The sequence below is a fragment of the Citrobacter freundii complex sp. CFNIH4 genome (assembly GCF_002934505.1).
Lineage (GTDB): Bacteria > Pseudomonadota > Gammaproteobacteria > Enterobacterales > Enterobacteriaceae > Citrobacter > Citrobacter freundii.
Genome location: NZ_CP026233.1, coordinates 21,434 through 47,144, shown reverse-complemented (window position 1 = coordinate 47,144; position 25,711 = coordinate 21,434). Strand labels below are relative to the sequence as shown.

General features: G+C 52.1%; 33 protein-coding genes. 26 read left to right on the top strand and 7 right to left on the bottom strand.

What is annotated here, in order from left to right:
- Nucleotides 1-1,542, bottom strand: a complete 1,542-nt coding sequence (gene istA / locus C2U41_RS26510; protein ID WP_001274811.1) for an IS21-like element ISAs29 family transposase — start codon at nt 1,540-1,542, stop codon at nt 1-3.
- A gap of 244 nt (nt 1,543-1,786) precedes the next feature.
- Here istA and C2U41_RS26505 point away from each other — a divergent pair, with 244 nt between their 5' ends.
- The 6 genes from C2U41_RS26505 (at nt 1,787) to C2U41_RS26480 (ending at nt 6,042) form a co-directional block, all read left to right on the top strand.
- Complete coding sequence (locus C2U41_RS26505; RefSeq protein WP_103849463.1) at nt 1,787-2,821, top strand: DNA-methyltransferase; 1,035 nt, start codon at nt 1,787-1,789, stop codon at nt 2,819-2,821.
- Between the two features lie 13 nt (nt 2,822-2,834).
- Nucleotides 2,835-3,284, top strand: coding sequence for a hypothetical protein (locus C2U41_RS26500; protein WP_000058870.1), 450 nt, complete (start codon nt 2,835-2,837; stop codon nt 3,282-3,284).
- Nucleotides 3,266-3,577 carry a hypothetical protein gene (locus C2U41_RS26495; protein WP_000338945.1) on the top strand — a complete coding sequence of 104 codons (312 nt, stop codon included), beginning with the start codon at nt 3,266-3,268 and terminating at the stop codon, nt 3,575-3,577. The genes C2U41_RS26500 and C2U41_RS26495 overlap by 19 nt, the downstream gene beginning before the upstream one ends.
- A 173-nt stretch (nt 3,578-3,750) precedes the next feature.
- The gene (locus C2U41_RS26490) at nt 3,751-4,536 is read left to right on the top strand and encodes a ParA family protein (protein ID WP_001151304.1); all 786 of its coding nucleotides are present in this window, start codon (nt 3,751-3,753) and stop codon (nt 4,534-4,536) included.
- 3 nt (nt 4,537-4,539) lie between these two features.
- Entirely contained in the window at nt 4,540-5,721 is a 1,182-nt protein-coding gene (locus C2U41_RS26485) for a ParB/RepB/Spo0J family partition protein (protein WP_001207227.1), read from the top strand.
- A gap of 48 nt (nt 5,722-5,769) precedes the next feature.
- Nucleotides 5,770-6,042 carry a helix-turn-helix domain-containing protein gene (locus C2U41_RS26480; protein WP_000703827.1) on the top strand — a complete coding sequence of 91 codons (273 nt, stop codon included), beginning with the start codon at nt 5,770-5,772 and terminating at the stop codon, nt 6,040-6,042.
- 52 nt (nt 6,043-6,094) lie between these two features.
- On the opposite strand, the gene C2U41_RS26475 is transcribed toward C2U41_RS26480, so the two are convergent.
- Both C2U41_RS26475 and C2U41_RS29560 read right to left on the bottom strand, forming a co-directional pair.
- The gene (locus C2U41_RS26475) at nt 6,095-6,730 is read right to left on the bottom strand and encodes an N-6 DNA methylase (RefSeq protein WP_000074431.1); all 636 of its coding nucleotides are present in this window, start codon (nt 6,728-6,730) and stop codon (nt 6,095-6,097) included.
- Nucleotides 6,731-6,821: 91 nt separating this feature from the next.
- Nucleotides 6,822-6,965, bottom strand: a complete 144-nt coding sequence (locus C2U41_RS29560; protein WP_000939033.1) for a hypothetical protein — start codon at nt 6,963-6,965, stop codon at nt 6,822-6,824.
- 318 nt (nt 6,966-7,283) lie between these two features.
- Here C2U41_RS29560 and C2U41_RS26470 point away from each other — a divergent pair, with 318 nt between their 5' ends.
- The 11 genes from C2U41_RS26470 to C2U41_RS26415 all read left to right on the top strand — a co-directional run bounded on the left by C2U41_RS26470 (nt 7,284) and on the right by C2U41_RS26415 (nt 13,642).
- Nucleotides 7,284-7,661 carry a hypothetical protein gene (locus tag C2U41_RS26470; protein WP_001125905.1) on the top strand — a complete coding sequence of 126 codons (378 nt, stop codon included), beginning with the start codon at nt 7,284-7,286 and terminating at the stop codon, nt 7,659-7,661.
- Nucleotides 7,654-7,935 (top strand): hypothetical protein, encoded by a 282-nt coding sequence (locus C2U41_RS26465; protein ID WP_000044824.1) that lies wholly within the window; start codon nt 7,654-7,656, stop codon nt 7,933-7,935. The genes C2U41_RS26470 and C2U41_RS26465 overlap by 8 nt, the downstream gene beginning before the upstream one ends.
- A complete protein-coding gene (locus C2U41_RS26460; protein ID WP_000344151.1) occupies nt 7,910-8,584 on the top strand; it encodes a thymidylate kinase in 675 nt (224 codons plus the stop codon). The genes C2U41_RS26465 and C2U41_RS26460 overlap by 26 nt, the downstream gene beginning before the upstream one ends.
- Nucleotides 8,577-9,083 (top strand): hypothetical protein, encoded by a 507-nt coding sequence (locus C2U41_RS26455; protein WP_000566600.1) that lies wholly within the window; start codon nt 8,577-8,579, stop codon nt 9,081-9,083. Before C2U41_RS26460 ends, C2U41_RS26455 begins: the two co-directional genes overlap by 8 nt.
- Nucleotides 9,084-9,088: 5 nt before the next feature.
- Nucleotides 9,089-9,400, top strand: coding sequence for a hypothetical protein (locus C2U41_RS26450; protein WP_002210541.1), 312 nt, complete (start codon nt 9,089-9,091; stop codon nt 9,398-9,400).
- Nucleotides 9,401-9,408: 8 nt separating this feature from the next.
- A complete protein-coding gene (locus C2U41_RS26445; RefSeq protein ID WP_000647189.1) occupies nt 9,409-9,909 on the top strand; it encodes a hypothetical protein in 501 nt (166 codons plus the stop codon).
- Between the two features lie 3 nt (nt 9,910-9,912).
- Nucleotides 9,913-11,340: a DNA cytosine methyltransferase gene (locus C2U41_RS26440; protein WP_000936896.1), complete on the top strand. Its 1,428-nt coding sequence runs from the start codon at nt 9,913-9,915 to the stop codon at nt 11,338-11,340.
- Nucleotides 11,340-11,996 carry a hypothetical protein gene (locus C2U41_RS26435; protein ID WP_000268551.1) on the top strand — a complete coding sequence of 219 codons (657 nt, stop codon included), beginning with the start codon at nt 11,340-11,342 and terminating at the stop codon, nt 11,994-11,996. The genes C2U41_RS26440 and C2U41_RS26435 overlap by 1 nt, the downstream gene beginning before the upstream one ends.
- Nucleotides 11,997-12,201: 205 nt before the next feature.
- Nucleotides 12,202-12,420: a hypothetical protein gene (locus C2U41_RS26430; protein ID WP_000362482.1), complete on the top strand. Its 219-nt coding sequence runs from the start codon at nt 12,202-12,204 to the stop codon at nt 12,418-12,420.
- Nucleotides 12,421-12,513: 93 nt separating this feature from the next.
- Nucleotides 12,514-13,131, top strand: coding sequence for a hypothetical protein (locus tag C2U41_RS26425; protein ID WP_000464631.1), 618 nt, complete (start codon nt 12,514-12,516; stop codon nt 13,129-13,131).
- A gap of 232 nt (nt 13,132-13,363) precedes the next feature.
- Nucleotides 13,364-13,642: a hypothetical protein gene (locus C2U41_RS26415; protein WP_014386427.1), complete on the top strand. Its 279-nt coding sequence runs from the start codon at nt 13,364-13,366 to the stop codon at nt 13,640-13,642.
- Nucleotides 13,643-13,733: 91 nt separating this feature from the next.
- Here the strand turns inward: C2U41_RS26415 and C2U41_RS26410 are convergent, their stop codons facing one another.
- The 4 genes from C2U41_RS26410 to C2U41_RS26395 are packed head-to-tail and all read right to left on the bottom strand — an operon-like array spanning nt 13,734 to nt 17,261.
- Nucleotides 13,734-14,222 carry a hypothetical protein gene (locus C2U41_RS26410; protein ID WP_000468105.1) on the bottom strand — a complete coding sequence of 163 codons (489 nt, stop codon included), beginning with the start codon at nt 14,220-14,222 and terminating at the stop codon, nt 13,734-13,736.
- Between the two features lie 14 nt (nt 14,223-14,236).
- Nucleotides 14,237-16,429: a DNA topoisomerase III gene (locus tag C2U41_RS26405; RefSeq protein WP_000366821.1), complete on the bottom strand. Its 2,193-nt coding sequence runs from the start codon at nt 16,427-16,429 to the stop codon at nt 14,237-14,239.
- Nucleotides 16,429-16,662: a hypothetical protein gene (locus C2U41_RS26400; RefSeq protein WP_001191892.1), complete on the bottom strand. Its 234-nt coding sequence runs from the start codon at nt 16,660-16,662 to the stop codon at nt 16,429-16,431. The genes C2U41_RS26405 and C2U41_RS26400 overlap by 1 nt, the downstream gene beginning before the upstream one ends.
- Nucleotides 16,644-17,261, bottom strand: a complete 618-nt coding sequence (locus C2U41_RS26395) for a hypothetical protein (RefSeq protein ID WP_001249396.1) — start codon at nt 17,259-17,261, stop codon at nt 16,644-16,646. Before C2U41_RS26395 ends, C2U41_RS26400 begins: the two co-directional genes overlap by 19 nt.
- A gap of 167 nt (nt 17,262-17,428) precedes the next feature.
- On the opposite strand from C2U41_RS26395, the gene mobH reads away from it, so the two are divergent.
- From mobH to C2U41_RS26355, 9 genes are all read left to right on the top strand, one after another.
- Entirely contained in the window at nt 17,429-20,407 is a 2,979-nt protein-coding gene (gene mobH, locus C2U41_RS26390; protein WP_001337757.1) for a MobH family relaxase, read from the top strand.
- On the top strand, nt 20,404-22,269 hold the full coding sequence (traD, locus tag C2U41_RS26385; protein WP_000178856.1) for a conjugative transfer system coupling protein TraD: 1,866 nt from the start codon (nt 20,404-20,406) through the stop codon (nt 22,267-22,269). The genes mobH and traD overlap by 4 nt, the downstream gene beginning before the upstream one ends.
- A 49-nt stretch (nt 22,270-22,318) precedes the next feature.
- Nucleotides 22,319-22,864: a hypothetical protein gene (locus tag C2U41_RS26380; protein WP_000228720.1), complete on the top strand. Its 546-nt coding sequence runs from the start codon at nt 22,319-22,321 to the stop codon at nt 22,862-22,864.
- Nucleotides 22,821-23,450, top strand: a complete 630-nt coding sequence (locus tag C2U41_RS26375) for a DUF4400 domain-containing protein (RefSeq protein WP_000743450.1) — start codon at nt 22,821-22,823, stop codon at nt 23,448-23,450. Before C2U41_RS26380 ends, C2U41_RS26375 begins: the two co-directional genes overlap by 44 nt.
- A 9-nt stretch (nt 23,451-23,459) precedes the next feature.
- Complete coding sequence (locus C2U41_RS26370; protein ID WP_000122506.1) at nt 23,460-23,906, top strand: hypothetical protein; 447 nt, start codon at nt 23,460-23,462, stop codon at nt 23,904-23,906.
- A gap of 9 nt (nt 23,907-23,915) precedes the next feature.
- Nucleotides 23,916-24,293, top strand: coding sequence for a hypothetical protein (locus C2U41_RS26365; protein ID WP_000869261.1), 378 nt, complete (start codon nt 23,916-23,918; stop codon nt 24,291-24,293).
- Complete coding sequence (locus C2U41_RS26360; protein WP_001231463.1) at nt 24,293-24,955, top strand: hypothetical protein; 663 nt, start codon at nt 24,293-24,295, stop codon at nt 24,953-24,955. The genes C2U41_RS26365 and C2U41_RS26360 overlap by 1 nt, the downstream gene beginning before the upstream one ends.
- 180 nt (nt 24,956-25,135) lie before the next feature.
- A complete protein-coding gene (locus C2U41_RS29555) occupies nt 25,136-25,279 on the top strand; it encodes a hypothetical protein (protein ID WP_001275801.1) in 144 nt (47 codons plus the stop codon).
- 11 nt (nt 25,280-25,290) lie between these two features.
- A complete protein-coding gene (locus C2U41_RS26355) occupies nt 25,291-25,656 on the top strand; it encodes a hypothetical protein (protein ID WP_001052531.1) in 366 nt (121 codons plus the stop codon).
- Nucleotides 25,657-25,711: the final 55 nt, after the last annotated feature.

The window sequence follows — 25,711 nt, the reverse complement described above, 5'->3', positions numbered from 1 at the left end:
TTAGTGGAAGCTCTGGGGGCCACGGATGTTCTCGTGCTCTTGCGGTAACTCTGGGTAGCTCAGCGGGCTTGCGGGCAGTTGGTCGCGGCCACTGGTCAGCACCGACTTGAGCTGTTTGAGTCGCACCAGACCTTCCCGGTTGGCCAACTGGCAACAGGCTTCAACCCGTGATGGCGGATACTCCCGGCTAAGACTCAGCAGCCCCAGGCAGAGTCGGTATGCCTGCTCGGCATGGGCTTTCTCTTCCAACCGTTCGCTAACCCAGCACAAGGTGCTCGGTCCGATGTCAGCAGCCCACTGTTTAAGACGCCCTGGGGTCCAGCGTTGCTGCTTGCTGTGACGTTCCGGCATGTGCTCAGGGAGCGTGCTCATCCCCGGGATGGTTTTACGTGGATGGCTCGCGACCAGCTGTTGCTGGTGATAGACCTGAAGCAGTGTGTCGCCTGCATGGAGCTCCAGTTGCTGACCCACATACTGGTGTGGCACCGAGTAATGGTGCTGCTCATAGCTGACGTGATAGTCGATGTTGACCTTGACCGTTTTGATGGCGACATAGCGATAGGGATGCACCGGCAGTGGTCCCAGTGCCGGGCGGTCCAACTGCTCAAATGCGTCACGTCGGTTACCGGGCAGTTGCTTGAACGGACGCTCGTTGAGTTCGTTCAGCAAGGCACGGATGCACTGGTTGAGTTCGGCAAGCGAGAAGAAGGTCTGATGGCGTAGACGGGCCAGGATCCAGCGCTCGACGATCTGCACACCCACCTCCGCCTTGGCCTTGTCCTTGGGCTTGTAAGGACGAGCTGGCATCACCGCCACCTGATAGTGCTCGGCCAACTGCTGGTAGCTGGGGTTGAGCTCGGGATCGTATCGGCAAGCCTTGCTGACACCGCTCTTGAGGTTGTCGGGGATCAGCAGTGCCGGTGTCCCGCCGAAAAACTCAAAGGCACGGACATGGCTTTGCAGCCAGTCCGGCAGTGACTGTGACCAGGTGGCCTCGGCAAAGGTGTAGTTGGACGCACCGAGCACGGCGACAAAGACTTGTGCCTGACGGACCTCACCCGTAGTCGGCGACACGATGGGCACCGTGGGCCCGCAGTAGTCGATAAAGAGCTTTTCCCCCGCCTTGTGGATCTGGCGCATGGAGCGCTTTTGCAACTGACACCAGGACTTGTAACGGTCACAGAACTGGGAGTAGCTGTAACAGCTATTGGGATAGCGCTGGGTGTACTCCTCCCAGAGCAGCTGTTTGGAGACCCCCTTGCGCTTGAGCTCCTGATGGACAGAGGGCCAATCCGGCACAACATGGCGGGCCGAGATGGTGGTATCGGCCTGCGGATAGAACAGGGCAGCCAGTCGGCCATCATCAAGCTCGGTAGGTAAGGGCCAGGTAAGGCCCAGCGCCTGGGCACTTTTGAGGAGTTTCTGGATGGAGCCGACACTGACCTTGGTACAGATACTGATTTGGCGAACAGAGAGGTCAGCTTCCAGCCGCAGTCGCAGCACTTCACGAATTTTACGCATTGCAATCCTCTTGGCAGACATAGGCTCTTCCCTGGCAAAAGGGAGAGCGTATCAAAGGTTTTTAAATCAATGCGTTAAGGATGATTCTGGTGAATGTGAACAGTGATTCCGGGATGTTGAACACTGTTTCCGGAAAGGAGGGGCAAAGTGTTCAGGTTGAGCCGGAATGAGCGTTCACATTGGTCCGGAAATGGTGTTCACGTTGAACCGGAATCGGTGTTCATGATCGGCCGGAATATGCAGGTATCAGCAAACCCTCAAGTCGATGAACCTTCTCCAGAAGGTGGACGGCGAGCGGGGTGTCTGGGAGCTCTCAAGCAAAACCAAGAAGGGCCTGCATGAAGCGCTTGGTGGCATTCGACTTGTCGCCTATTCAACAAATCTTGGGCTGGCGGTGTGGTCAAACAACAAGAGCTTTTTCTCTGACCTCGATGAGCCGGTGCATCTGTGTGTGACATCTCCGCCGTTTCCGCTCCGAATACAGCGTGGCTATGGAAACGTTGATGAAGCCAAATGGGTGGATTTCATAACCCAGGCGCTCGAACCGATAGTCAAGAACCTGGTGCCAGGAGGAAGCGTTGTCCTGAATGTCAGCAATGACATCTTCGAGGCCAAGAGCCCCTCCAGATCTCTCTATGTTGAAAGAATGGTGCTGGCGCTCCATGATCGGCTCGGGCTGTCTCTCATGGATAGATGGCCGTGGATCAACCTGTCAAAACCACCAAGTCCAACCCACTGGGCTTGTGTGAACCGTTACCAGTTGTGTGCCGGGTGGGAGCCTGTTTATTGGTTCACCAACGACCCTGACAGGGTGCGTTCTGACAACAGAAGGGTCCTGATCCCTCATACAGAGAAACATCAGAAGCTGATGGCTCAAGGGGGGGATAACCGAGTGGTCAGTTATGGTGACGGGGCATATCGACTGAGAGGGAACGCATTCTCTAATGTCACAGAAGGACGGATACCGAAAAACGTTATCCAGCGCGGCCACCGTTGTGCGGATACGCTGGAGCTTCGGAGAATCGCTAGAGAACTGGGGTTGCCACCGCACCCGGCAATGTTCCCAACAGACATACCTGAGATGGCTATCCGCTTTCTGACGGAAGAGGGCGACCTTGTTGTTGATCCGTTCAGTGGGTCGAATAAGAGCGGGTTGGCCGCAGAAAGGAATAACCGGCGCTGGATCGCCTGTGACATCATTCTTGAGTACATTCGTACCCAGGCGGAAATGTTCGCCGGCTTTGATGGATTTTGGATTAACCCAGCCATAGCAACAGTGGGCGGGGGAGCGTTGAATTAAGAGAACAATACCTATGAGTTTAAGTTTTATTGCAAGAGTCTTGCGCCAATTGGCAATTATGTTTGTCCTCTCCGTGCTTATTGTGGCCGGATATATCTACTATGCCGGTAAACAGCATCAGCAGGCAGCAATCAACTTTTGGGGTGAGCAATACCAGCCTGATGCCATCTCGACGCAAATTGATTGGGGGTTTATCGGTAACTGGGTTATTCCTCGCGGGGGGCCAATTATTTCTCCGGGCATTGCTGGAGTGTGTCCCAATACACCACTTCCCGTTGTGCCTCTTAAAATTGGTCCTGATGGCCGGGGTTACGTTCTCTGTGGTATTGGAAGTGAGGCTGTCTCTACCAGCTTTGATGTCAATGACATCCAGGATGAAGAAATACGAAACACATTAAAAACGATGTTTGAGGAAGAATTTGAAAAAACAGTTAAGGGGGATAAATGGACGCTAAAGAACTGAACCACATGATAGCTGAGGCCTACAGCCGGGATTTGCAAAAGCCTGAGCTGGTATCGTTCAAAGAGGTGAGTCGCTGGGGGCGTAAGTACGGTTTCCCCGTCGTATGCACTCTGGCCGATGAAAGTGAAGAAAAGCAGATCCACTGGGCTGCCAGTTTGCTCATTCAAGTAGCCGGTACTTGGCCGCGAGAAGATATGCCGGAATTGCTCACACCGGAACGGGGCTCCGCGCTGTTCAACGATGCGATGCAGTTATTGGCGAATGGGCTTGGAGCAGCAAATCAATTGCGCTGACAGCACAAACCTTGTCAATAAGCGGCCTTCATGGCCGTTTTTTTGTTTAAAGTTTGTTTTAACAGAACCATAATTAGATATTGCAGTATCATTTTATGATCGCTACAATCTTTCACATGTGAAAGTTTGGGGGTGGTCTTGATCACCTGCGAGAAACCAAAATAGAGGTGGGTATGGCAAAAGTAATCAGCTTCGCCAACCAGAAAGGCGGAGTGGGTAAGAGTACCCTCTGTATCCAGCAGGCCTTTTATCTGGCGTTACAGAAGAAAAAGAAAGTGCTGGTCTTGGATATGGATGGTCAGGGGAACACGTCCTCTCGACTGGCCCCCAGACGAGAGCTTGAGGATGGTGACTACGAGCCCATCCTCACAGGAACCAAAACCGCAGAGCTGTTCGCTTACGAGCTGGACGGCATTGAGGTCATGCACTGCCCTTGCGGTGCAGACCTCATTCATACGCCGAAAAACGACCCGGATCTGTTTGAGATGGAGGCTGTGCCTCTTGACCAGGCCATGAATCCGGCTCGCCATTTGGCTGAGCTGTTTGAGAACTACGACTACGTGCTGATTGATTGTCCGCCTAGCCTCGGCAGAAAGCTGGTGGCAGCGTTGGTGATGTCTACCCATGTGGCATGTCCAGTAAAGCTCTCTGGCTTCGCTGTGGACGGCGTAGAAGGTCTCCTGAACACGATTATTGGTGTGCGCGAGGCGTACAACCAAGATTTGGAGATCCTGGGCATCGTGATCAACGACATGGACCGCTCTGTCAATCACGACAAAGCCCTCAAGTCGCTGGAGAACACAGTTCCGGATCTGTTGTTTGAGAACAAAATTATGCACCGGCCTCCGCTCGATACGGCGACGACTGATGGCATCCCTGTCTGGGAGCTTCGCTATGGACATGTCGCGGCCAAAGAAGTTGAGGCGGTGTTGGAAGAACTATTAGAGAAGGTGGGCTAAGCGATGGCATTGAACAATTTAAAAGGCCTGTCCGAACTTGCTAAAGCCGCCAAAGGCAAGAAAGGCAAAGAGGTTCTTACCGTACCTGTTGACGACGTTGTATCCAAGGTCCAGGTTCGTAAGCGCTTCCGTAACATTGAAGAGCTGGCGGCAACCTTGCTGACCGAAGGGCAGCAGTCTCCGATCATCGTGTTCCCGAAGAACGAAGAAGGCAAGTTCGTCATCCAAAAAGGGGAGCGGCGTTGGAGAGCGTGTAAACACGCTGGTATCGAGACCATTGACTTGGTGGTGAATGATAAGGTCCAGAACAACTTGGACGAGACTGCTGGTGAGCTGATCGAAAACATCCAGCGGGATGACTTGACTCCGGTAGAGATTGCCGAGGCGTTAAACCTGTTTATTGAAGAAGGTTGGAAGCAAAAGGATATTGCTGATCGGCTCGGTAAGAATATCACTTTCGTATCTACGCATCTGTCGTTGCTCAAGCTACCTGACTGTGTGCGTGAGTTATACGATAATGAAGTATGTTCTGATACAGAGACCTTGAATAACCTTCGTCTCTTGTTCGATCTGAATGAAGAAAGATGTCGCGCCGTCTGCGCGGTGGCTATGTCTGACGGGATTACTCGTAAACAAAGCCGTGAGCTGCTGAATGATGCCAAACGTATCAAAGACGAAATGGAAAAAGGCCCACTGACTGGCTCCCACCAGAATGATGAGCTTGGCGCTGGCAACACCGACGAGCAATCCCTCAACTCGGGTGGGGATGGTACGTCGGAACAAACCGGGAATGACGACCTGAACCTTGCCCAGGAGGAACTGGAAGGGGGTAAAAATTCCAATGGTCAGGACGATGATGACGAAGACCCTTTGCGTGATGAAGAGGGTGAGCACAAAGATCCTGTCAAGCAGCCAGATAACAGCGGCAAGGACAAAGATGAAGAAGGCGGTGATGCTCTTCCTCCTCTGCCGAAGGACAAGGAATGGAAGAACGTCCGGGCTGACAGTTTGATTTTTGCTGTCAACGTTAACCTGGATGGCGAGACCAAACGTGGAGTCATCATGACCGACCGTGTTGCTCTGGTTCCGTCTACTGTCTGGGTTAAAACGCTCGATGGCGAAGGCAAGGAAAAGCATGTTCATGTGCCTGTGTCAGACATTGAACTCCTGAGTGTCGAAGGCTAATAAAGGAGGCCCAGCCAGAGAGGTTGGGCCTGTCAAGAACAGGTGAATATGAAGATCTCACAGGACATGAAAAGAAAATTTGCTTTGGTGAATGCCCTGTCTAAAACGGAGAAGCCAAGTCTCCAAGACCTTCACAAGGCAACAAATATTCCTGAATCAACGATCAAGAGACAGTTGTCTGCCCTGCGTGATGAGTTCGGAATGAATATCTTGTTCGTCAGGGAGTCTACCGGCGAACGAGGTGCCACCGGCTACTACATGCTGACAGACTGGGGGATCTTAGACAGGTCTTCGTTCTTGAACCGGTACGGAAAACTGTAAGGTGCCATAGAGCAGCGCATTGAATGCAAAACCCGCCAATCGGCGGGTTTTTTTATGCTGCCACGGTAGCGGCGGTTGCTGGAGGTTTTTCGGCGTAGTAGGCGATGTTCTTGGTTCGTCTGCTAAGGGTGTCTATGCCGACGATACTCAGCGTTTTGGGAGTGGTATTGCGGGACTCGAAATAATGGAATAGCTGGATCATGCAGCACTTCACCATCAACGGATCGATGTCTTCCAGGTAGATTGAGGCTTCTCTCAATGCTTCGGGACCGTGGTTCTCGATCAGGTTTTCCATCCAGTGAATGGCGTTGATGCCAGAACCACAGCAGGGCTCATAAAAGTCTGCCGAAGACTGTGAGCCAACAATGAGTGACATCAAGCGGCCAATCTCTGGAGGAGTGGGGAAGTAATTGGTGCCCTTCTTGTGGAAGCCAGACATGCTTAGGACGTAACCCAAAACATCGCTGGTGGGGTCGCGCTTAATGGCGGCAGACAGGACGTGAGAGAGCTCGAAGGCGACCGGCTGAAGTTCTTCCGGGATCTCCTCCTTGGCTGGGTATAGGCCAGTCTGCAAGTATGCCCACTGGTCAATAAAGGCCTCAACAAACCGAGATGTGCCCATTCTGTATCGGGACTGCTCGATGAGAGATAAAGCCTTGGATGTAAGTTGCTGTGTTTCTGGTGACATAAGCGCTCCAGTTTGTTCTGACGAAACATTCAAGAGGTAGAAACGAAGAACCCCGCCGAAGCGAGGTTCTTTGCTTTCCTGCCTGATCGCCTTAATGCCGAAGCAAAGACGTCTTGATAAAGTCGGGGCAACCGGACATTTCCCGGTCGATGAAGTCCTGACGTTTCGCCAGCGGCCATTTCATGAACGCCGCGAGCGGGATGCGCTTATTCGTGTTAGTATTGCCTTGCAGCATAACAAAGCTCCTTAATTGCTTGATTGTGTTGTAAGGGCTGCAACGAAGGTCGAAGAGCGATGCGGCCCTTATTTATGATTATTACAGCATCATAAAATAATATCAAGGGACAATAAAACGATACCAAGAAACAAAACTTTCACATGTGAAAGTCTCCCCGCTGTCCACCTCGCACACTCCAAACGCCCAAATAACTTGTCTATCTGCCCAAAATGGGCGCGTAAGCGTCCGATAGAAAGTAATTGTTAGTGAGATATTGACTACACGGAATATGGCTATATCATAGAATCATAAAATGATACTGTAAAAGTGATATGTATGCCAAAGCAAGCAAATCATCTCCGTTTGAAGAAACCTTGCGCCAACTGTCCATTCCGGAAGGAGGGCGCTATCGAGCTGGTCCCTGGGCGATTAGAAGGCATCATCAACGACATCGTTGAAAACGACATGACGACGTTTCATTGCCACAAGACCGTGCATTCAAAGTCAGGTGGTGAATGGGATGAAGAGGGTAACTATGCACCTTCGGGACAAGAGTCGATGTGTGCCGGTGCTGCGGCTTACTTGATGAAAATAGGCAGGCCGACAGTGGCTATGCGAATTGCCTTTGCGTTTGGTGATGCAAAGGTGTCCGACTGGGACGAAGCTCAAGAGCTGGTTGTCGAGCCTTTGGTACAAGGGGACCGAAATGAGTAAGCGATATGCGGTAGTGCCGCATCCGAAACTGAAACGAGAGTACAAAGGTCGGCTGGTCAGAACTACTCGGGTACTAAAAAACGGCTGGGGGGTGATCCCTCTAGGGGCTGTGGCAACGGTCACGCATCAGTCTCCCAAGGGATCAGAACTGACCTTTGAACCATGCGACTGCTGCGGCCTGAAAGCCATTATCAGTCATGTAAGCATGGACTCCATTGAATTTATCGAACCGATTACTGAGGAAGAAGATGGACGAGAACAAGCTCAACATTGAAACGGTCGATGGGCACAACGAGCTGGTAGTCAGCTTTTTGTCCAGAATGGTAAGCCTGAGTGACGAGGAAAAGCAGACAGTATTGTCCTGCCTTCCGGGCACCGGCAAACAAACAATCACCCAGCTCTATGAGGCGCTGCGTTCTCAAGGGCACCAGGATCTTGCAGAGAAGGTCGAACCATACCTCCAGCAGGGGGTGTTTGGGCCGATCTTCGATAACGCCAAGTCCAAGGTGTTCGTTCGGGACGAAGCGCCTTTTTTCCTCATGGATGAAAATCCTTTGAACTGGGATGACGCTAAAGCATTCAATCGCCTACGTATGAGTACGACCTGTGTTCTTGGCCGTGGCGGCTGGACTATCGGTGAGCGCTTTGATGACCGCTTTGATACCGAGGTGGGCGGAACACAGCTTATCGTCACCCAGTCACTCAACGAAAAAGGTGAGATTGAAGGAGGACTTCCTACCTCGATGTCGCTGAATGACTTTGCTGAGTTCCCTAAACAGCCAAGGCCTCCTCAAATAGTCGATTACCAGGAAGACAAGCGATACACGCTTGAGGAAGCGGAAGCTATCCCTGAGCTCGCACCAGTGGTTCAGCGTCTGAAAGAGCGCATCGAAGAGTATGAGGAGAGAAGAGCCCATGATTGACATGACATGCCGCCTCTGTGCTGGTTCCGGTGTTTATGACTTTTCCCCTTCCAAAGAAACCTGCGGTATGTGCCAAGGGCATGGGAAATTTGCTGACGCCAAAGCAATGCTGGTGGCTGCCATCGAGCTGGCAAAGAAGCAACGCGAGCCGGTCATTGAAGTGGTAATGGGGTTGGTGCTCCAGGGTGTGGATGTTAGAGGGAAGGAGCCTGGAGAGCGGTTCAAGGCTGCTCAGGCCTTTAACGCCCCAGGGCACAACCTATTACGATACGGGTGGGATGCTTGGGAGCTCTATGCCCTCCATGAGGGTGTAAGTCCAGAACTTGCATCGCTTGGCCGAAGTGTGATGCGCGAGTGGCATAGCCATTCATGGGGCCGGTTCAGTGGAGAGGTAGGCTTTAACGCCGCCGAGATCATGATCAAACAGGCCAAAGACAACCCAGAAAAAGCAGAAGAGCGCTGGGCGTTCCTGCTTAGTGAAGAATGGATGGTGGAGTAATTGTCGTGACAGAACAAACCAATAAGAAATTGATGCTGGATGAGTCTCCAGATATGCCCCTGCAATTCAAGTGGAGAAAGTTTGGTGGTGCGATTTTTACTGCCACGCAAACAATGGAGCACGTCAAGGAAGGACGTAAGCTCGGGCCGACTCCAGCAGGGATGCTACCTCAAGAAGTGTGGCTGAACCGCCTGATCGCTATGGAAGAAACCCTGCCACGAGGGAAGTTTTTTGACAGATTCCGCCGCCGCGACAAAAACGAGCAGTATGACTTGGCCGCCGATCATCTCCGTCTTGTCGGACAGAAAAAGCGATAGGGGGATAGATGAAAGCCCAGGCATACCCACCATCAGTCATTCGTAAAGGCGCTGTGTTGTACGCAGCCCTTTATTACATCTCTGATGATGATAAAGCAAAGGTCGAGGTTACAGAGTGGATAGTTCGCTCTATTCAGAAACGACGCAACTCAACCAGCGATCAACGCTATGTCAATCTTGCCCAAAAGTTAGATGGGATTACGTGGGGGAAAAGGTCACGGAAGAATGGGGACTTTGGTTGGTTGCCATCTATACCGAGCTGGTGTTTGAAGCAGTTCCGGGAAGGTGGCGAATTGCCTTTTGGCGTTTATACGACGCGACTGGCCGCTCTCAAGTTTGCGAAAGTCAGCTTGCAGGAAGAGGTCCAATATTGCGAGGCCGAGCTGAAAAAGCCTCAGACAGAAGAGGATACTCAGGAACTCCAAGAGGAGCTGGCGGAGAACCAGAGACTTCTGAAAGCTGCTGGAGCAATGGTGAAGCGCGAGCAAAACAAGAAGAAAAGAGGTTGACCAATGTTACCGATCGTCTCCCCCTCCGTAGTAACCAAACAACTTGCGTTCAATCGAGTAGGCGATAAACGCAAGGTTAGGGTTTCGTCCAACTTTTTGGATGTTATGGGGTTCAAGCCAGGTATGGGCATCGCCGTTGAGCCAGGGGAGGGGATGGGCGGTTTTTCGGTGATCCCAGCGACCGATGAACTACAGACACACCAGGTTTATCAGCGCCGGTATCAACCAAAGAGTCGCTCCAACAACCCGCTGGAAACCGTTATTGAGTTTTCTGGACAAGGGCTCATAGATAAGTGCTTCCCTCGCTATACAGAGCGTTTCCACGTCGAAATGCGAAAAGGCCGAGTAGTCTTCACTCCTGTCGCAAACAGAGCCTTTGCCATTGCGGATCGGTTCAGAAAAACCAGCCCTTTCCGTGCCTTTGTGGCATTGACTGGCGGGGTAGACATTCATGTTATGGAAGCGCTTGGCTGGAAGGCTGAGATTGTTTTGGAGCATCGTCCAGTTGAAGCCAGAGACAGAGCATCCGGGCGGAACCTGAGTGAAGTACATGCGCTCAATACGCTGGTGAACAGCTCCCCGCGTATCCTGCTGAATGAAGACATTCATCACCTGGAGCTGGATCGCCTTGGAGCCTTGCTGGCGGAGTGCCCACCAATTGGTTTGGCCCATTACTCGTTGGGGTGTGATGACCACTCAAACGCCAAAAGTCCAAGGGACAAAGAGCGTTCTCTTGAGGATCTCTCCACCATGCTCGACATGGTTTACCCGGCACTAAAACAGATCGAGGTCGTGAACCCTGCCGTCGTGCTGGTGGAAAACGTCCCGAACTTCAAAGCATCCGGAGCCGGGGCGATGATGGGAACGACACTGCGGCGGATGGGGTACTTCCTCACTGAGATGGTCTTGAACGGTCTGGATTTCGGCGCTTACCAGGGGCGAGAACGCTATTACATGGTGGCGTCGGTCTTCCCTGGGTTCGTTCCACCGAAACCTGAGCAGAGAGCTGGTGGACGATTGTGGCCGGTGATCGAGAAGCACCTCGGGGATTGTGCTGACGTCACAGTGTTGAAGTCAATTCAGGCCAGAGAGTCAACTTCTCGCAGGATGCCTGCGTTCTTGACGAGAGAAAGCACCAGTTGCCCGACCATCCTCAAGTCTCAGGATCGTGGGGTAAAGGATGCAGTGTACATCCAAGACGGTGGCCGCATTTACAAGCCATCGGTCGATCTGGTTCAGGAGTTGATGTCGATACCTGATAGCTTTGATGTTTCGTGGATGGCAAAAGAACAAGCGACAGAAACGCTTGGGCAGAGTGTGGATTACAGATTGCATTCAGCGGTCATGGCCGCAGTTCGGGATCACCTGAATGTGAATTGCGGTCGCCATACCGTGGTGCAGCACGGTATCAGAAGTAAGGAAGGTAGATAATGGCAGTCATTTACTACGGCGAGGGAACCCATGACGCCGGTTTCGTCGGGTTCCGTGTCGCACGAACAGTTGGGGTGGCGGATGATTACCGGCAGGAATACTTCTCCTTGAGAGAGTATTCCTACGCAACAGCTCACCGGCTGGCCTACAGCTTGGACCGAAAGTGGGAAGCTGAGGCAGAAGAGGTGAAGCGTCAGAATAAGACTTGTAAGCGGCGACGCAACTCCGGGCCAAACATCATTGCTGAGGGGCTGAGGGCTTATATCAGCATTGAGAACCGGAGCCGGATGGGGGTGAAGAGAACCTACTTCGCGCCTTGTTTTCTCGTCACAAAGCCAGGCTACGGCAATGGGGATATTGCTTTCAGGATTTCCACTCATGGCTACGCAGAAGCCTACGAAAAGGCGGTGGAAAAATATTGTGAGATCCATGATTTGACGGATGAGCAGTATGTTGAGTTGCTTGACCGTATGCCGAGTACAGAGGTGTTCACTGGATACCTGCTGAATGCTCTTTTAATGCGCGGCCATCGCGCTACAAAAGCTGAAATACTGAGTAAGCTGGGGGCTGAGAAGAATGAAGAGGACATTGCCAATGGCAAAGGGAAAAGCGGCCAGAACAGAGTGCGTTGCCCAGAGTATCGGTGGGCGCAATAACAGCGCCACCAGCTTTTGGGACCGTATTTTAACAGTTGAGGAGACGGCCACACTCATTGGCGTCAGGATCTCTGAGCTCAAAGACGCGGTGCGCTATCAGAAACTCCTGAAAGGGAAGGCAGCTCCAGAAGTACATTCGGTATCAGGAACTGGGAAACTGTTTTTTGATGGGCGATCCATTAAATCGTTCATAGAGGACTAACCGGTGGATCTGGATCAAAAGCAAGAACCGTGGATCAGCGTCAACGACAAGATGCCGGTCGTCGGTGTGCCTGTTCATTGCCAGCTTAAAGGATGTTGGTCGGGCAAAATTGTTGAGTACGACTTGATCCATGTTCAGGAAGATGATTGTTCGTGGCGAACGGCGGACGACAACTCGGAAGTCAGCTATGACTTCGATGTCATCACCTGGAGACCTATTTAGGTTTGGGAGTCTTGCATTATCCGGCGGTTATTGCCGTGAAAATACGGATGTTCAAACCATGTTTTATAGCAACACCTCCTTGGGGGCGGAATTATGTTTTTTGATAACAAAGTAGAATCTCACTCGCTCGTAATGGGAGCCAGCGGGAAGGGTAAATCGGTCTTGTCCGAACAAGTGCGGAAAAATGCGAGGCTGCGCGGTGATCTGCTGGTGGATACTGAAATGTACCGTGAAGGTCGAGGGTTGAAACCATACGAGCATGAGTACGCTCGTCGCTTAGTTCTGGGGCTAAGTGGACCGTTGCCGCGTGAACTGCGTGGGAAGCCGGTGACGGTTATCTCTGATGTGTCCAGGCCAAAAAAGGTAAAGCGTCAGCCAAAGCAATTTGTTAAGACCGTGAATGGCGTAACCCTTGAACGCCAATTGGTGGCCGATGCAAGAGATCAGTTGGAAATGCAAACAGGCGTCTGGCTCAAACAACCACAGCTCATCGAGCTGATGGAAGAGTCGGGCATAGACGAAACTCTGGCCGATTTTGGTGAGGCTGAAACACAGATCCGAGAAATGCTGGCGGATGCGTTGGCGATGAAACTGGTAGGACGCTCATGGCCCAAGTGTGGAGCCCTCTATAACGCGGCAGAAAAGTCCGACGTTAACTTCTCCTCCGAGCTTGATGCTGCGGCCAAAAAAGCTGGATACATGGTTCGCTAAATGGGATTTGGTGTGGACAAGATAGATCGGCAAAGTTGGCTCGTTAAATTCAGGCGAGCGAAGTGTCAGGACACTTTAGACACGATGAGGGATGCGGCCATTCGCAACTATGAAGGGAATATTCGTGTTATCGCGGATATTGTATTGGCCCATGAGGCGAGAGAGACAGAAATTGAAAAAGGGATGTTTTGTCGAATAGTTAGATAGTCTGATGGGCTATCAGGTGGTGATTATGAAAAAGAGAATACTTCATCTGCCCGTAAAAAAGATTTACTTCGATCAGATCAAATCTGGAGAAAAACCAGATGAATATCGCCTCGTTACAGACTACTGGATAAAAAGACTAGAGGGGCGCGAGTATGATGAAGTCCATGTTAAGTGTGGCTACCCAAAGGCTGGAGATATGTCCAGGATAGAGATTCGCCCTTGGCGTGGCTTCTCAAGGAGTGTTATAACGCACCCGCACTTTGGAGATTGTCCGGTTGAAGTATTCGCTATCCATGTGAATTGAATGGTGTATGACAACTGTGCTTGGTAGGAAAATCAGGTATCAAAAGAAATTGGGTTATTAAAAATTAGGGGCCATCGGCCCCTTAATTGTTTTAGTCTGTGAACATTGAACAATCGAGGTGGGATAGTGCTTGTTCGTAGCTGTCTTTGTTGTTCGTCTTACGTAGTTCCACCAGCTCAACAATCACTGGACTTAAAGCCAGAGATTGAGGCTCCCAGACGCGCTTGCATTTGACCGCCATGTTGGCATTTACGTCTGTAACAACGTAGAGAAACTCAGGCGCTTCTTTCAATGTCCCCAGGCCCTTTGCCATATCCACAGCCTCAGAGTTCTTATAGCTTCGAGTAAAGCTCAGCTCGTCTTGGGGAATGTAGCTGGCAGTCGCCGCAGCCAAACCTGACACCATGCCTTTACCTGCGCTTTTTGCAATGGCCGAGCTGGTAGCTAAAGTTGGCATTACGGCCTGCCCCATTTGGCTGGCGGATGCCGCCGCCAAGCCTGAGGCGATGTTCTTCCCTGCATCTTCGGCAGTGGCTGAGCTGGTGGTGAGCATCGCAGTTAAAATGATTGTTCCAAACATACTTAATTCCTCTATCAATCCATAAAGTCCGACTTTTTGAAGGGCATAGTGCCTTTGCAATCGGGATAGGCGGTGCAGCCCCAGAACTTAGAAGCTCGCTTCTTGCCGGGCGCTTTTCCTTTCCTGAGACGCATCGGGCTACCGCAATCTGGGCAGTCTGGACAATCCTCAGCCGCGATACGCTTCTCGGGTTTCCCTCGGTTGTCTGGGAACGTCTTCTTGCAAGCCTCGTTCTGGCAGCCCCAGAAAAATCCGTTCTTCCCTTTGATCCGGTGCATCTCTCCACCGCAGTTGAAGCATTCGTGTGAAGGCGGCTTAGCGCCCTCGAAGGCTTTAGCCATCGCGCCACCTTCTTTGGTCAGAACCGGTGCGGCCACTTTGAGCTGCTCAACCATTTGGCAGATCCAGGTGGAAATCTGCTTCATGAAGACAGACATATTCCCGGAGCCGGAGGCGACTTTCTCAAGCTCCTGCTCCCAAGCCGCAGTCATGCCGGGTGATTTGATGGCTGGTGGAAGCACTGCGATAAGCGCATGAGCCTTATCAGTTGCAAGCAGTACCTTTTTCTGACGTTTGAAGTAGCCTTTATCAACAGCGCCCTGGATGATGCTTGCGCGTGTTGCTGGAGTGCCTAAACCGGCTGTGTCTTTGAGAATTTGCTTGAACTTCTCCTCAGTCACGAACCGGGCAATGTTCTCCATCGCGGCAAGCAATGTGGCTTCGGTGAAGTGCGGTGCTGGCCGCGTCATTTTGTTTGCCAGCTCGGCACCATTAAGCAAAGCGGGTTCGCCCTGGCTAACCCTGGGGAGCTTCTCTTGTTCAACCGGCGCGTCGGTGTCTTCCCCCTCGTCCTTGGGACTGCTTTCACTATCAGAAGCAAACAAAACCTTCCAGCCTTGTTTGGCAGGTGTCTTACCAGAGGCCGCAAAGAGGTGACGCCCACACTGCACCTCGATGGAGGTTTTGGTGAACTCGAACTCGCTGTAGAACTGCGCGATGTAGAAACGACGGATGGCGTCGTAAAGATTGAACTCGATCTCAGACATGGCACTGATGTCTGTTCTGGCCGGTGTTGGAATGATCGCGTGGTGCGCGGTCACTTTGGCGTCATTGAATACCCTGGCCTTGCGATGAGGATCTGCGCCAGCCACCAGCCCAGAGACGTTCTGATCGGACAAAATGAGCGCCTGGAGAATGTCCGGAATGTCTTCCTTTTGGCTCTCGGGTAGATAACGACTATCAGTACGAGGGTAGGTGGTCGCTTTGTGCGTCTCGTACAGAGCTTGAGCTGCATCCAGTACCTGCTGAGCGGTGTATCCCCATCGTTTGCTTGCGTATTGTTGCAGCGACGTTAGATCGAAGGGGAGGGGGGCTGACTCTTTACCTGGTTTGGTTTCTGCTTTGCTGATAACAGCATTGGCACCATTGACCTGGGAGGCTACCTGCTCGGCATAGGCCTTATTGACGCACCGGCCTTGCTCGTCACTGCACTCTTCTGGTGGTATCCATTGGGCGGCAAACTGTCCATTCTGTACGGACACGTTCACACCCAGAGTCCAGTATGGTGAGGGGGTGAAACCGGCGATCTCTCGGTCCCGTTGACAAACAAGAGCGACGGTTGGGGTGATAACCCTGCCAACGTGAAGAGTGTGGTTGAAGCCGACATCTCGGGCCAGCACTGTGTAGAGGCGGCTCACGTTCATGCCTACCAACCAGTCAGCGCGTTGCCGTGCCAATGCGGCGTAGTAGAGTGAGACCGTATCCTTGCCATCCTTTACGTTGTTCAGCGCTTTCTTGATGCTTGACTCATCGAGAGCCGTCAAACAAACCCGGCGAATAGGGCCAGAGTAGCGGAATCGATCCAGAAGCGAACGGGCGATAGCCTCACCTTCTCGGTCGTAGTCCGTTGAGATGTAGATGGTGCTCGCCTTTTTGACCAGTCCCTCAACAATTTTGTACTGTTTGAACGCACTCTTGCGAACGTTGTACCGCCATGACTCTGGTGCAATAGGGAGGGTCTCCAGTGACCATGACTTGTAGCGTTCGTCATAATCGTCTGGCATATACAATTCCAGCAGGTGGCCGAACGCCCACGTAATAACGCGGTTTCCTCCATCATGGAGAAATCCATCACCTCGTTGGGAGGCCTTCATTACGCCAGCCAAATCTTTGGCCTGAGAAGGCTTCTCGCAGATATAAAGGTCCATTAAGCAGCTCCTCTCATCTTTGATTCCAGATTCGCCAGCTCAGCCCAGCTTTGGGCCAGACCTTTGACTTCGGGGTAGTCTCTGGAGAGGTTTTCGAGGACTCCAGAAATGACATAGGCCGCTTCGCGGGAATTACCCCTCGAACCGGCCTCCTGGAGCATGATTGATAAAGCGTCGAAGAGCTCAGCCTTACGGCTTGGCTCTGTCTGGTTTCTTATTTCAGAGCTTTGCATGGGTTCACCACTGAATAGGGACGCACGGACTCGCGCACAATGCGGCGATCTGCGTCAGTTACAGCCTGGCTGGTGCAAAAGTGCGTCCAGGCATTCAGATAATCTTGATAGGTGTGGGTAGGTGGTATGCAGCCGGTTACAACATCCTTGGGGATGTTTGTAGTCCCCTCGGCTTCCACAAAGCGCCAATCGTGCTCGTCCATACCTTTGCCGCCATCGCAATAGCGTTCCCAGCGTGACAACTCGTACAGCGAGTAGCCTTTGCCTTTATTCATGGACTTGAAGGTATTGATGGCTTCGTTCACATCCCCGTGCTGCTTGATCCCTGCTGGAGTTTTATCTGAACCAGCGGAGTCATCTTTGACCTTGTTCATCGTTGCGCTGACATTACCGTCGCCCAGCACATGGATATAACCAGGTTGACGTAATGCAGCACCACCGCGCCCCATGTTGTCCCATGCCATCGACAGTTCCCGGCTAACTCGGGCAGGTTTGTCATTTTCGGCAGGGGCAGTCTGGGGCTGAGGCTTTTGCTCGGGGGCGTTAGAGGCACACCCGGCCAGAATTGCCACTCCCAGAATTGCTATCAGTTGTCTCATCGTGTCGTTCCTCATCAAAAATTGTCGATGAGCCCATTCTAAAAGGGGGGGGATGGAAAGCTGGTTTCTCAAACTGCCCAAATTGGACAGATAGGCGTGTGTGCGATCTAAAGGTGTTTTGAGAGCATGTAGCGACGAGAAATACGATAGGAATATGGTCAACCTACATGCTGAAAGCCCTTAACAAGTTATTTGGTGGGCGAAGTGGAGTGATCGAGACCGCGCCGAGCGCCAGAGTGTTGCCGCTTAAAGACGTGGAAGATGAAGAAATCCCTCGATACCCACCTTTTGCCAAGGGCCTGCCAGTGGCCCCACTAGACAAGATACTGGCAACCCAAGCTGAACTGATTGAGAAAGTGCGGAACTCTCTCGGTTTCACTGTGGACGACTTCAACCGGCTTGTTTTGCCGGTGATCCAGCGGTATGCCGCGTTTGTTCACCTGTTGCCAGCTTCCGAATCACACCACCACCGTGGCGCTGGTGGTCTGTTCCGACATGGGCTTGAAGTGGCCTTCTGGGCAGCTCAGGCATCTGAGTCAGTTATCTTTTCCATCGAGGGGACGCCTCGGGAACGCCGTGACAATGAGCCGCGTTGGAGACTGGCGAGCTGTTTCTCTGGGCTGCTGCATGATGTGGGTAAACCGCTCTCGGATGTGTCCATTACGGACAAAGACGGGTCAATCACATGGAACCCGTATTCGGAGTCACTTCATGACTGGGCACACCGTCACGAAATCGACCGTTACTTTATCCGGTGGCGCGACAAGCGACACAAAAGACATGAGCAATTCTCGCTGCTGGCGGTGGATCGAATTATTCCGGCTGAGACTCGGGAGTTTCTGTCCAAGTCTGGCCCGTCCATCATGGAAGCGATGCTGGAAGCTATCTCAGGAACCAGCGTCAATCAGCCTGTGACCAAGCTGATGCTTCGCGCTGACCAAGAGAGCGTCTCACGGGACCTTCGCCAGAGTCGTCTCGATGTGGACGAGTTCTCCTATGGTGTGCCCGTCGAGCGTTACGTGTTCGATGCCATCCGCCGCCTGGTTAAAACCGGAAAATGGAAGGTCAATGAGCCAGGCGCGAAAGTCTGGCACCTCAACCAAGGTGTATTCATTGCCTGGAAACAGCTTGGGGACCTTTATGACTTGATCAGCCACGACAAGATCCCCGGTATCCCACGAGACCCTGACACACTGGCCGACATTCTCATCGAACGTGGTTTTGCTGTACCAAACACGGTGCAGGAGAAGGGTGAACGTGCGTACTACCGCTACTGGGAAGTTTTGCCTGAGATGCTCCAGGAGGCGGCGGGTTCGGTGAAGATCTTGATGCTCCGACTCGAATCAAACGACCTGGTGTTTACGACTGAGCCTCCTGCGGCTGTTGCTGCGGAAGTTGTTGGTGATGTTGAGGACGCTGAGATTGAGTTCGTTGATCCTGAGGAAGCCGATGACGGTGACGACCAAGAGGAAGGTGAAGCAGCTCTGAACGATGACATGTTGGCCGCAGAGCAGGAAGCAGAGAAAGCTCTAGCTGGCCTTGGCTTTGGTGATGCGATGGAGATGCTGAAAAGCACCTCCGATGCTGTCGAGGAGAAGCCAGAGCAAAAAGATGCGGGACCAACGGAATCATCTAAGCCTGACGCTGGCAAGAAGGGTAAGCCGCAGAGCAAACCGGGCAAAGCAAAACCGAAGAGTGATACGGAGAAACAACCCCATAAACCAGAGGCAAAAGAGGATCTGTCCCCTCAGGACATTGCCAAAAACGCACCACCTTTGGCAAACGACAATCCGTTACAAGCACTCAAGGATGTTGGGGGTGGACTGGGGGACATCGACTTCCCGTTTGACGCATTCAACGCATCGGCAGAGACAACCAGCACTGACGCAACAAACTCAGAAATCCCAGATGTGGCAATGCCCGGAAAGCAAGAGGAGCAGCCAAAACAGGACTTCGTTCCACAAGAACAAAACTCCCTGCAGGGCGATGACTTTCCAATGTTCGGTGGTTCTGATGAACCGCCATCATGGGCGATTGAGCCGCTCCCTATGCTGACTGACGCACCAGAACAACCAACGCACACGCCAGAAATGCCGCATACGGACAACGTTAATCAGCATGAGAAGGACGCAAAGACCTTGCTCGTTGAGATGTTGTCTGGATACGGGGAAGCATCGGCGTTGCTTGAACAAGCGATCATGCCTGTTTTGGAAGGTAAAACGACGCTGGGCGAAGTCCTATGCCTGATGAAGGGGCAAGCCGTCATTTTGTACCCGGATGGCGCTCGGTCGCTGGGTGCGCCGTCAGAGGTTCTCTCGAAGCTGTCCCACGCCAACGCGATTGTTCCGGACCCGATTATGCCAGGTCGCAAAGTTCGTGATTTCAGCGGAGTGAAGGCAATTGTACTGGCGGAGCAGCTTTCAGATGCAGTCGTGGCGGCCATTAAGGATGCCGAGGCGTCAATGGGTGGATACCAGGATGCCTTTGAGCTCGTCTCTCCCCCTGGCTTGGATGCAAGCAAAAATAAGTCTGCACCGAAACAACAAAGCCGAAAAAAGGCGCAGCAGCAGAAGCCTGAGGTTAATGCCGGTAAAGCCTCGCCTGAACAAAAGGCGAAAGGTAAGGACTCCCAGCCACAGCCGAAGGAGAAGAAGGTCGATGTTACTTCTCCGGTTGAAGAGCAACAGCGCAAGCCGGTCCAAGAAAAACAGAACGTGGCTCGCCTTCCTAAGCGGGAGGCTCAACCGGTGGCTCCTGAGCCCAAAGTTGAGCGTGAGAAGGAATTGGGACACGTCGAGGTGCGAGAAAGGGAAGATCCAGAGGTTAGGGAGTTTGAGCCGCCTAAGGCGAAAACAAACCCGAAAGACATCAACGCGGAAGATTTCTTGCCGTCTGGTGTTACGCCTCAGAAAGCACTCCAGATGCTCAAGGACATGATCCAAAAACGCTCGGGCCGATGGCTCGTGACACCTGTCCTGGAAGAGGATGGCTGCTTAGTAACCAGTGACAAAGCCTTCGACATGATTGCCGGTGAAAACATCGGCATCAGCAAACACATCCTCTGCGGGATGCTGAGCCGGGCACAGAGACGCCCTTTGCTCAAGAAACGTCAGGGAAAATTGTATTTAGAGGTAAATGAAACATGACAATGAGTTATGACCCGCTCGCCTACGAGATGCCGTGGCGGCCCAACTATGAAAAAAATGCTGTAGCAGGCTGGCTTGCCGCCTCCGGCGCGGCTTTGGCCGTAGAGCAAGTCAGCACGATGCCGCCGGAGCCATTCTATTGGATGACGGGGATCTGTGGCGTGATGGCGATGGCTCGTTTGCCCAAGGCTATCAAACTTCACCTGCTCCAAAAGCATTTGAAGGGGCGTGATCTGGAGTTTATTTCCATTGCGGAGCTCCAAAAGTACATCAAGGACACGCCGGACGATATGTGGCTTGGTAGTGGGTTCCTGTGGGAAAACCGCCATGCCCAGCGCGTGTTTGAGATCCTGAAACGCGACTGGACTTCCATCGTAGGGAGAGAGTCCACGGTCAAAAAGGTTGTCCGGAAGATACAGGGTAAGAAAAAGGAGCTGCCAATCGGCCAGCCCTGGATTCACGGGGTAGAGCCCAAAGAAGAGAAGCTGATGCAGCCACTCAAGCACACTGAGGGGCATTCGCTGATCGTTGGGACCACCGGCTCGGGCAAGACCCGTATGTTCGACATCCTGATTTCACAGGCCATTCTGCGTGGGGAAGCCGTGATCATCATAGACCCGAAAGGGGATAAGGAGATGCGGGACAATGCCCGACGTGCCTGTGAAGCTATGGGGCAGCCGGAAAGATTCGTCTCATTTCATCCAGCATTCCCGGAAGAGTCGGTGCGTATCGACCCTCTGCGTAACTTCACCCGCGTGACTGAAATCGCAAGTCGTTTGGCAGCGTTGATCCCGTCCGAAGCAGGGGCCGACCCGTTCAAATCATTTGGATGGCAGGCACTGAACAACATCGCTCAGGGCTTGGTCATCACTCATGATCGTCCCAACCTGACAAAGCTCCGCCGATTCCTTGAAGGTGGCGCTGCTGGCTTGGTCATCAAGGCCGTTCAGGCTTACTCAGAGCGAGTTATGCCCGACTGGGAGGCAGAAGCAGCGGCTTACTTGGAAAAAGCCAAAAACGGTTCGCGTGAGAAGATCGCTTTCGCGTTGATGAAGTTCTACTACGACATCATCCAACCTGAGCACCCGAACTCTGACCTGGAAGGCTTGCTGTCGATGTTCCAGCACGACCAAACCCACTTCTCCAAGATGGTGGCGAACCTCCTGCCGATCATGAATATGCTGACGTCCGGGGAGCTAGGCCCTCTGCTGTCTCCAGACTCATCTGATCTGAGCGACGAACGCCAGATCACCGATTCCGCAAAAATCATCAACAACGCTCAAGTTGCTTATCTGGGGCTCGACTCCCTGACCGACAACATGGTTGGTAGTGCTATGGGGTCCATCTTCCTGTCAGACCTGACAGCGGTTGCCGGTGACAGATACAACTACGGCGTCAACAACAGACCCGTAAATATCTTTGTTGATGAGGCTGCCGAGGTGATCAACGACCCGTTCATCCAGCTCCTGAACAAAGGTCGCGGTGCGAAACTTCGTCTTTTCGTTGCAACTCAGACTTTTGCTGACTTCGCAGCTCGACTGGGTAGCAAAGACAAAGCGCTCCAGGTGTTGGGGAACATCAACAACACGTTTGCTCTGCGTATCGTCGATGGTGAAACCCAGGAGTATATCGCGGATAACCTGCCGAAGACCCGGCTCAAGTACGTCATGCGGACTCAAGGCCAGAACTCGGATGGCAAGGAGCCCATTATGCACGGAGGCAACCAAGGCGAGCGTTTGATGGAGGAGGAAGCTGATCTGTTCCCAGCCCAGTTATTGGGAATGCTTCCGAACCTGGAATACATAGCCAAAATTTCAGGCGGAACAATCGTAAAAGGCCGTCTGCCCATATTGACCCAGTAAGAGCAGAGCTATGTGTGACAAGAAGTATAGAGATTACGAGGTAGCCATCATGGTCGATGTGAACCCTTTCGACAGGGTTATGAATGAATTGAAAAGTCGTGGCCGCAAGAACGCTCACATCCTGAGCATCCTCCAATTCGACTGGCCTGCATCGGAGGCCATCATCGAGAAGCTGAGCTGCTACATCACAGACGGGATTAAGGCTAATCAGGAGCCTGTGATTTACCCGATCATTGAAGAAGCTCTGCATCGCTACAGCCAGCTCGTGTTTCATGAGCAGAGAGAGAAATATGAAGACCCGGCCAGAATTGGGGCATTTCTGGAAACCCTGATCACCGAAACCTGCCGGGCGTTGGAAGTGCAAATTGTCGATAGTGGCGGTGATTCATGGTCTGTCGATTCAGGAGAGTCGTTCTCACTGTGGCTTTCTTCCCATCCAGGAGAACTATCCATTAACCCGCAGCCCCATGAGGATGAGACCTCTTTGCGTGGCTTGCTGTATGAGCTCATCACCTGTGAGAGCGTGAAAACTGTTTTAAGGAGAACCGACTATGAAGAAGCCGTGGTTGCTGGTCGCATGGCTGCTGGTTATTGAGTTGCTGGCAATATTGCTGCTGATCCCTGGCGACTGGACAGACAGAGCCATCAAAAGGGAATCCGTGCTGGTGGAACAGAGTCTTGGTGTCGAAGCAAGAGACTGGATACAGAACAAAGCATCTACCTGGTTCAGGTCGAGCGTTATTGATTCAGGCTTCTATGAGGGGATGTACCAAACGCTGATCCCATCAGAAGAGGAGCGCCAGAAGTCCAAGGGGATGCAGGATATGGGCAAGGGCTGGTTTGTGTGGGTCAAAGGCCGCATGGAAGCCTTTGTCAACGTCATTTACCAGTTCTACACACGGTTGGCGCTGTTAGCCGCGTGGGCTCCCTATATGCTGATCCTGTTCGTACCTGCGGTATATGACGGGATGATGACATGGCGAATTAAGCGGACCAACTTCGATTATGCGAGTCCGGTTCTCCATCGTTATAGCGTTCGCGGAACGATGTACCTGATGGCCGGATTGTTCATCGCGTTCTTCATCCCCATAGCGCTCGATCCGGTTGTCATCCCGATGACAATGATGACGTGCTGTGTCCTGGTTGGCCTGACGTTCGGCAACCTCCAGAAACGGGTATAGGGAGGGAGGATGAGCTACTCCGTTATAAATCAAGATGGGGTGCATCTGTGCGACATCCCATTGAACGTCTACCAGGTGATACGTCGCCAATCCTTGTCTGCGTTGTGGCTTTACTGGGCGCAGAGCTTGAATTTGGTGAAGGTGCTCATTGCTTGCGTCGGAAAGATGATCTTTGTGATGCCGGTAATGTGGTTCTGGGTGCTGGTGGTGTGCCGCTTGGTTGAACCAGAACGTATCTCAGACGTGCCAGGACTTATCTCTCCGGACGTGATCGGGTGGGCCGCTGGTGCGGCCATCACCCTCATTATCTATTCCGTTTTTACACGCCCAGCTTTGTACGGATACCACAACTTTTTCAAGCAGCATATTTGCTCAAGAGTAAAGCAAGTAACGCCGGAACTCAGAACAGTCACTGGGCCACTGTTCTTTTACCGAAACGAAATTGGAACGATATAGAGAGGAACCATGAAAGTAACCAATAAACTCAAACTGCTGGCACTGGGGCTGTGTATGGCCGGTACTGCCATCGCGGCTCCTGATGTGCTCAATGACGACGCAAAGCTCAAGAACCTTGAGAAGGTGTGTCCCGACTGTAAGATGGTGGCAAAAGATGTACTCAATCTGCGGGTTGAAAACTGCCAGCTCAAAGACACTTCCAGTGCAATGATGATTGGCACCATGCAAAATGACCCTATGTTTTCGTTTATGCTGGCAGTACACACAGCGGCAGGCTCGGAGGCATACAAAACGGTAGTTGGTGCCGCTGGCAACCATGTTGACTGTGAAAACCCGTTGAACTGGATCAAGCTGACCCAGCAAGCGATTAAAGGAGGCAAAGTCTAATGCGTAAGAGAGATTTCTTTTTTGGAGAGGTGTATGAGGGGGGTGCAGGAGCCACTCTACGACTGAGTGATATGGAACCATTGGCAAGAAAAGTGTCGGCAGAGTTCTTCACTGCACAACTGAACCGTATGCTGAAAGAGCATGACGGTCAGTTGACGCTCAGCGATGGAACGTCGTACCCCAGCTTTTGGAGCTTCATCGACAAGGTTGTTCCAGAGCAGGTTGGTTTCGTGGAGATCTACGCTCGGCAGGATGTTAACGATAATGTTGAAGCGACACTGGCGTGTGACATCGTTTTGGTAAATGGTGTGATCACCGTTAAACCTCACTGGTGTGCTTACAAAGACATCAGGGCTGACGAAGTGATTTCCACCTTACTGGTGCCTTTGCATTTGAAGGCTCTCCAGGGTAAGGCTTACATTCGCTGGGATGATGGTGAAACCGAACCTCTGTTACAAAACGACGACTATCAGGCTGAACTTGAAAATGTGTTTAGTGTTTCCAAGTACCCATCAGCCATGAGCTGGGGCGATACAGCAGACCAGAAGGTTAAGCAGTACAAGATGGACCTTGAGTGCGCCACAGATGTTGGTTGTCGAGGTGTCTCATCAGAGCAAGCATGGGATGCTTATCGAGAACTCCGTTACAATAGAACAGTGTGAAACAAGCGGCCATTGGCCGCTTTGAACTTTCACATGTGAAAGTTTTTCGCCTCCCGCTCTTATCATCTCCTCGAATAAACCTCCATAAAGTGCCCAAAATGGGCCGTAACAGCACTGTTCCTAGATTGATCAATTAAGAGACGATTACTCCGTGATGACGACAAGTTATTTGGAGGGTCTATGTCCGCACAAGCTCACGTCAGAGAAAGCGAAAGCTCATCTGGTTCATTCATCTCCTGGCAGTTCCTTGTCTGGCAGGTGATGTTCGTTATAGGTGTTGTTGCAGGGATGAACCTGGAACACGCATTCAATTTTCTAGGTTAATGGGAGGAAGTGTGAACCTTAATAAACAATTTTTCTGGTTTTTGATGAACGCGGTGCTGATGTGCATCTTCATCGTTCCAGTGGCCGTCGCGTTTTGGCTGTCTGCTTTTGCGGCAGGTTTTGACTGGAGTCAGTGGGTTAAGTTGGCTGCTGATACGGCCAACAGAGCTGCAAGTGACCCGGCCAAGGCTCTGGGCACGGTTCAGACCTACTGGGGCATTCTCAGCTTCTTCCTGCTGGCGGCGTACAGTCTGATGTTCAAGTTTAAAGCCAATGCTAACAAGGAAGTGAAAACTCTGGGGGTGGCCCGACCAGCCAATGAAGTTAGCGTTGCGGCTTCGGAAAAACATTCGGAAGCGGTTCCTCAAAATCAATAACCGATCCAGTAAACGCAAAAAAGGCGGCTTAGGCCGCCTTTTTTTATTTGTCGCT

Coding starts and splice junctions, on each gene's coding strand:
- C2U41_RS26400 (WP_001191892.1), bottom strand. CDS start 16,662: ATGCAAAGCTCTGAAATAAGAAACCAGACAGAGCCAAGCCGTAAGGCT.
- C2U41_RS26425 (WP_000464631.1), top strand. CDS start 12,514: ATGTTTTTTGATAACAAAGTAGAATCTCACTCGCTCGTAATGGGAGCC.
- C2U41_RS26480 (WP_000703827.1), top strand. CDS start 5,770: ATGAAGATCTCACAGGACATGAAAAGAAAATTTGCTTTGGTGAATGCC.
- C2U41_RS26465 (WP_000044824.1), top strand. CDS start 7,654: ATGAGTAAGCGATATGCGGTAGTGCCGCATCCGAAACTGAAACGAGAG.
- C2U41_RS26470 (WP_001125905.1), top strand. CDS start 7,284: ATGCCAAAGCAAGCAAATCATCTCCGTTTGAAGAAACCTTGCGCCAAC.
- C2U41_RS29560 (WP_000939033.1), bottom strand. CDS start 6,965: ATGCTGCAAGGCAATACTAACACGAATAAGCGCATCCCGCTCGCGGCG.
- C2U41_RS26410 (WP_000468105.1), bottom strand. CDS start 14,222: ATGTTTGGAACAATCATTTTAACTGCGATGCTCACCACCAGCTCAGCC.
- C2U41_RS26395 (WP_001249396.1), bottom strand. CDS start 17,261: ATGAGACAACTGATAGCAATTCTGGGAGTGGCAATTCTGGCCGGGTGT.
- C2U41_RS26360 (WP_001231463.1), top strand. CDS start 24,293: ATGCGTAAGAGAGATTTCTTTTTTGGAGAGGTGTATGAGGGGGGTGCA.
- mobH (WP_001337757.1), top strand. CDS start 17,429: ATGCTGAAAGCCCTTAACAAGTTATTTGGTGGGCGAAGTGGAGTGATC.
- C2U41_RS26375 (WP_000743450.1), top strand. CDS start 22,821: ATGAAGAAGCCGTGGTTGCTGGTCGCATGGCTGCTGGTTATTGAGTTG.
- istA (WP_001274811.1), bottom strand. CDS start 1,542: ATGTCTGCCAAGAGGATTGCAATGCGTAAAATTCGTGAAGTGCTGCGA.
- C2U41_RS26475 (WP_000074431.1), bottom strand. CDS start 6,730: ATGTCACCAGAAACACAGCAACTTACATCCAAGGCTTTATCTCTCATC.
- C2U41_RS26435 (WP_000268551.1), top strand. CDS start 11,340: ATGGCAGTCATTTACTACGGCGAGGGAACCCATGACGCCGGTTTCGTC.
- C2U41_RS26440 (WP_000936896.1), top strand. CDS start 9,913: ATGTTACCGATCGTCTCCCCCTCCGTAGTAACCAAACAACTTGCGTTC.
- C2U41_RS26505 (WP_103849463.1), top strand. CDS start 1,787: ATGAACCTTCTCCAGAAGGTGGACGGCGAGCGGGGTGTCTGGGAGCTC.
- C2U41_RS26405 (WP_000366821.1), bottom strand. CDS start 16,429: ATGGACCTTTATATCTGCGAGAAGCCTTCTCAGGCCAAAGATTTGGCT.
- C2U41_RS26500 (WP_000058870.1), top strand. CDS start 2,835: ATGAGTTTAAGTTTTATTGCAAGAGTCTTGCGCCAATTGGCAATTATG.
- C2U41_RS26445 (WP_000647189.1), top strand. CDS start 9,409: ATGAAAGCCCAGGCATACCCACCATCAGTCATTCGTAAAGGCGCTGTG.
- traD (WP_000178856.1), top strand. CDS start 20,404: ATGACAATGAGTTATGACCCGCTCGCCTACGAGATGCCGTGGCGGCCC.
- C2U41_RS26455 (WP_000566600.1), top strand. CDS start 8,577: ATGATTGACATGACATGCCGCCTCTGTGCTGGTTCCGGTGTTTATGAC.
- C2U41_RS29555 (WP_001275801.1), top strand. CDS start 25,136: ATGTCCGCACAAGCTCACGTCAGAGAAAGCGAAAGCTCATCTGGTTCA.
- C2U41_RS26380 (WP_000228720.1), top strand. CDS start 22,319: ATGGTCGATGTGAACCCTTTCGACAGGGTTATGAATGAATTGAAAAGT.
- C2U41_RS26415 (WP_014386427.1), top strand. CDS start 13,364: ATGAAAAAGAGAATACTTCATCTGCCCGTAAAAAAGATTTACTTCGAT.
- C2U41_RS26490 (WP_001151304.1), top strand. CDS start 3,751: ATGGCAAAAGTAATCAGCTTCGCCAACCAGAAAGGCGGAGTGGGTAAG.
- C2U41_RS26485 (WP_001207227.1), top strand. CDS start 4,540: ATGGCATTGAACAATTTAAAAGGCCTGTCCGAACTTGCTAAAGCCGCC.
- C2U41_RS26460 (WP_000344151.1), top strand. CDS start 7,910: ATGGACGAGAACAAGCTCAACATTGAAACGGTCGATGGGCACAACGAG.
- C2U41_RS26370 (WP_000122506.1), top strand. CDS start 23,460: ATGAGCTACTCCGTTATAAATCAAGATGGGGTGCATCTGTGCGACATC.
- C2U41_RS26495 (WP_000338945.1), top strand. CDS start 3,266: ATGGACGCTAAAGAACTGAACCACATGATAGCTGAGGCCTACAGCCGG.
- C2U41_RS26365 (WP_000869261.1), top strand. CDS start 23,916: ATGAAAGTAACCAATAAACTCAAACTGCTGGCACTGGGGCTGTGTATG.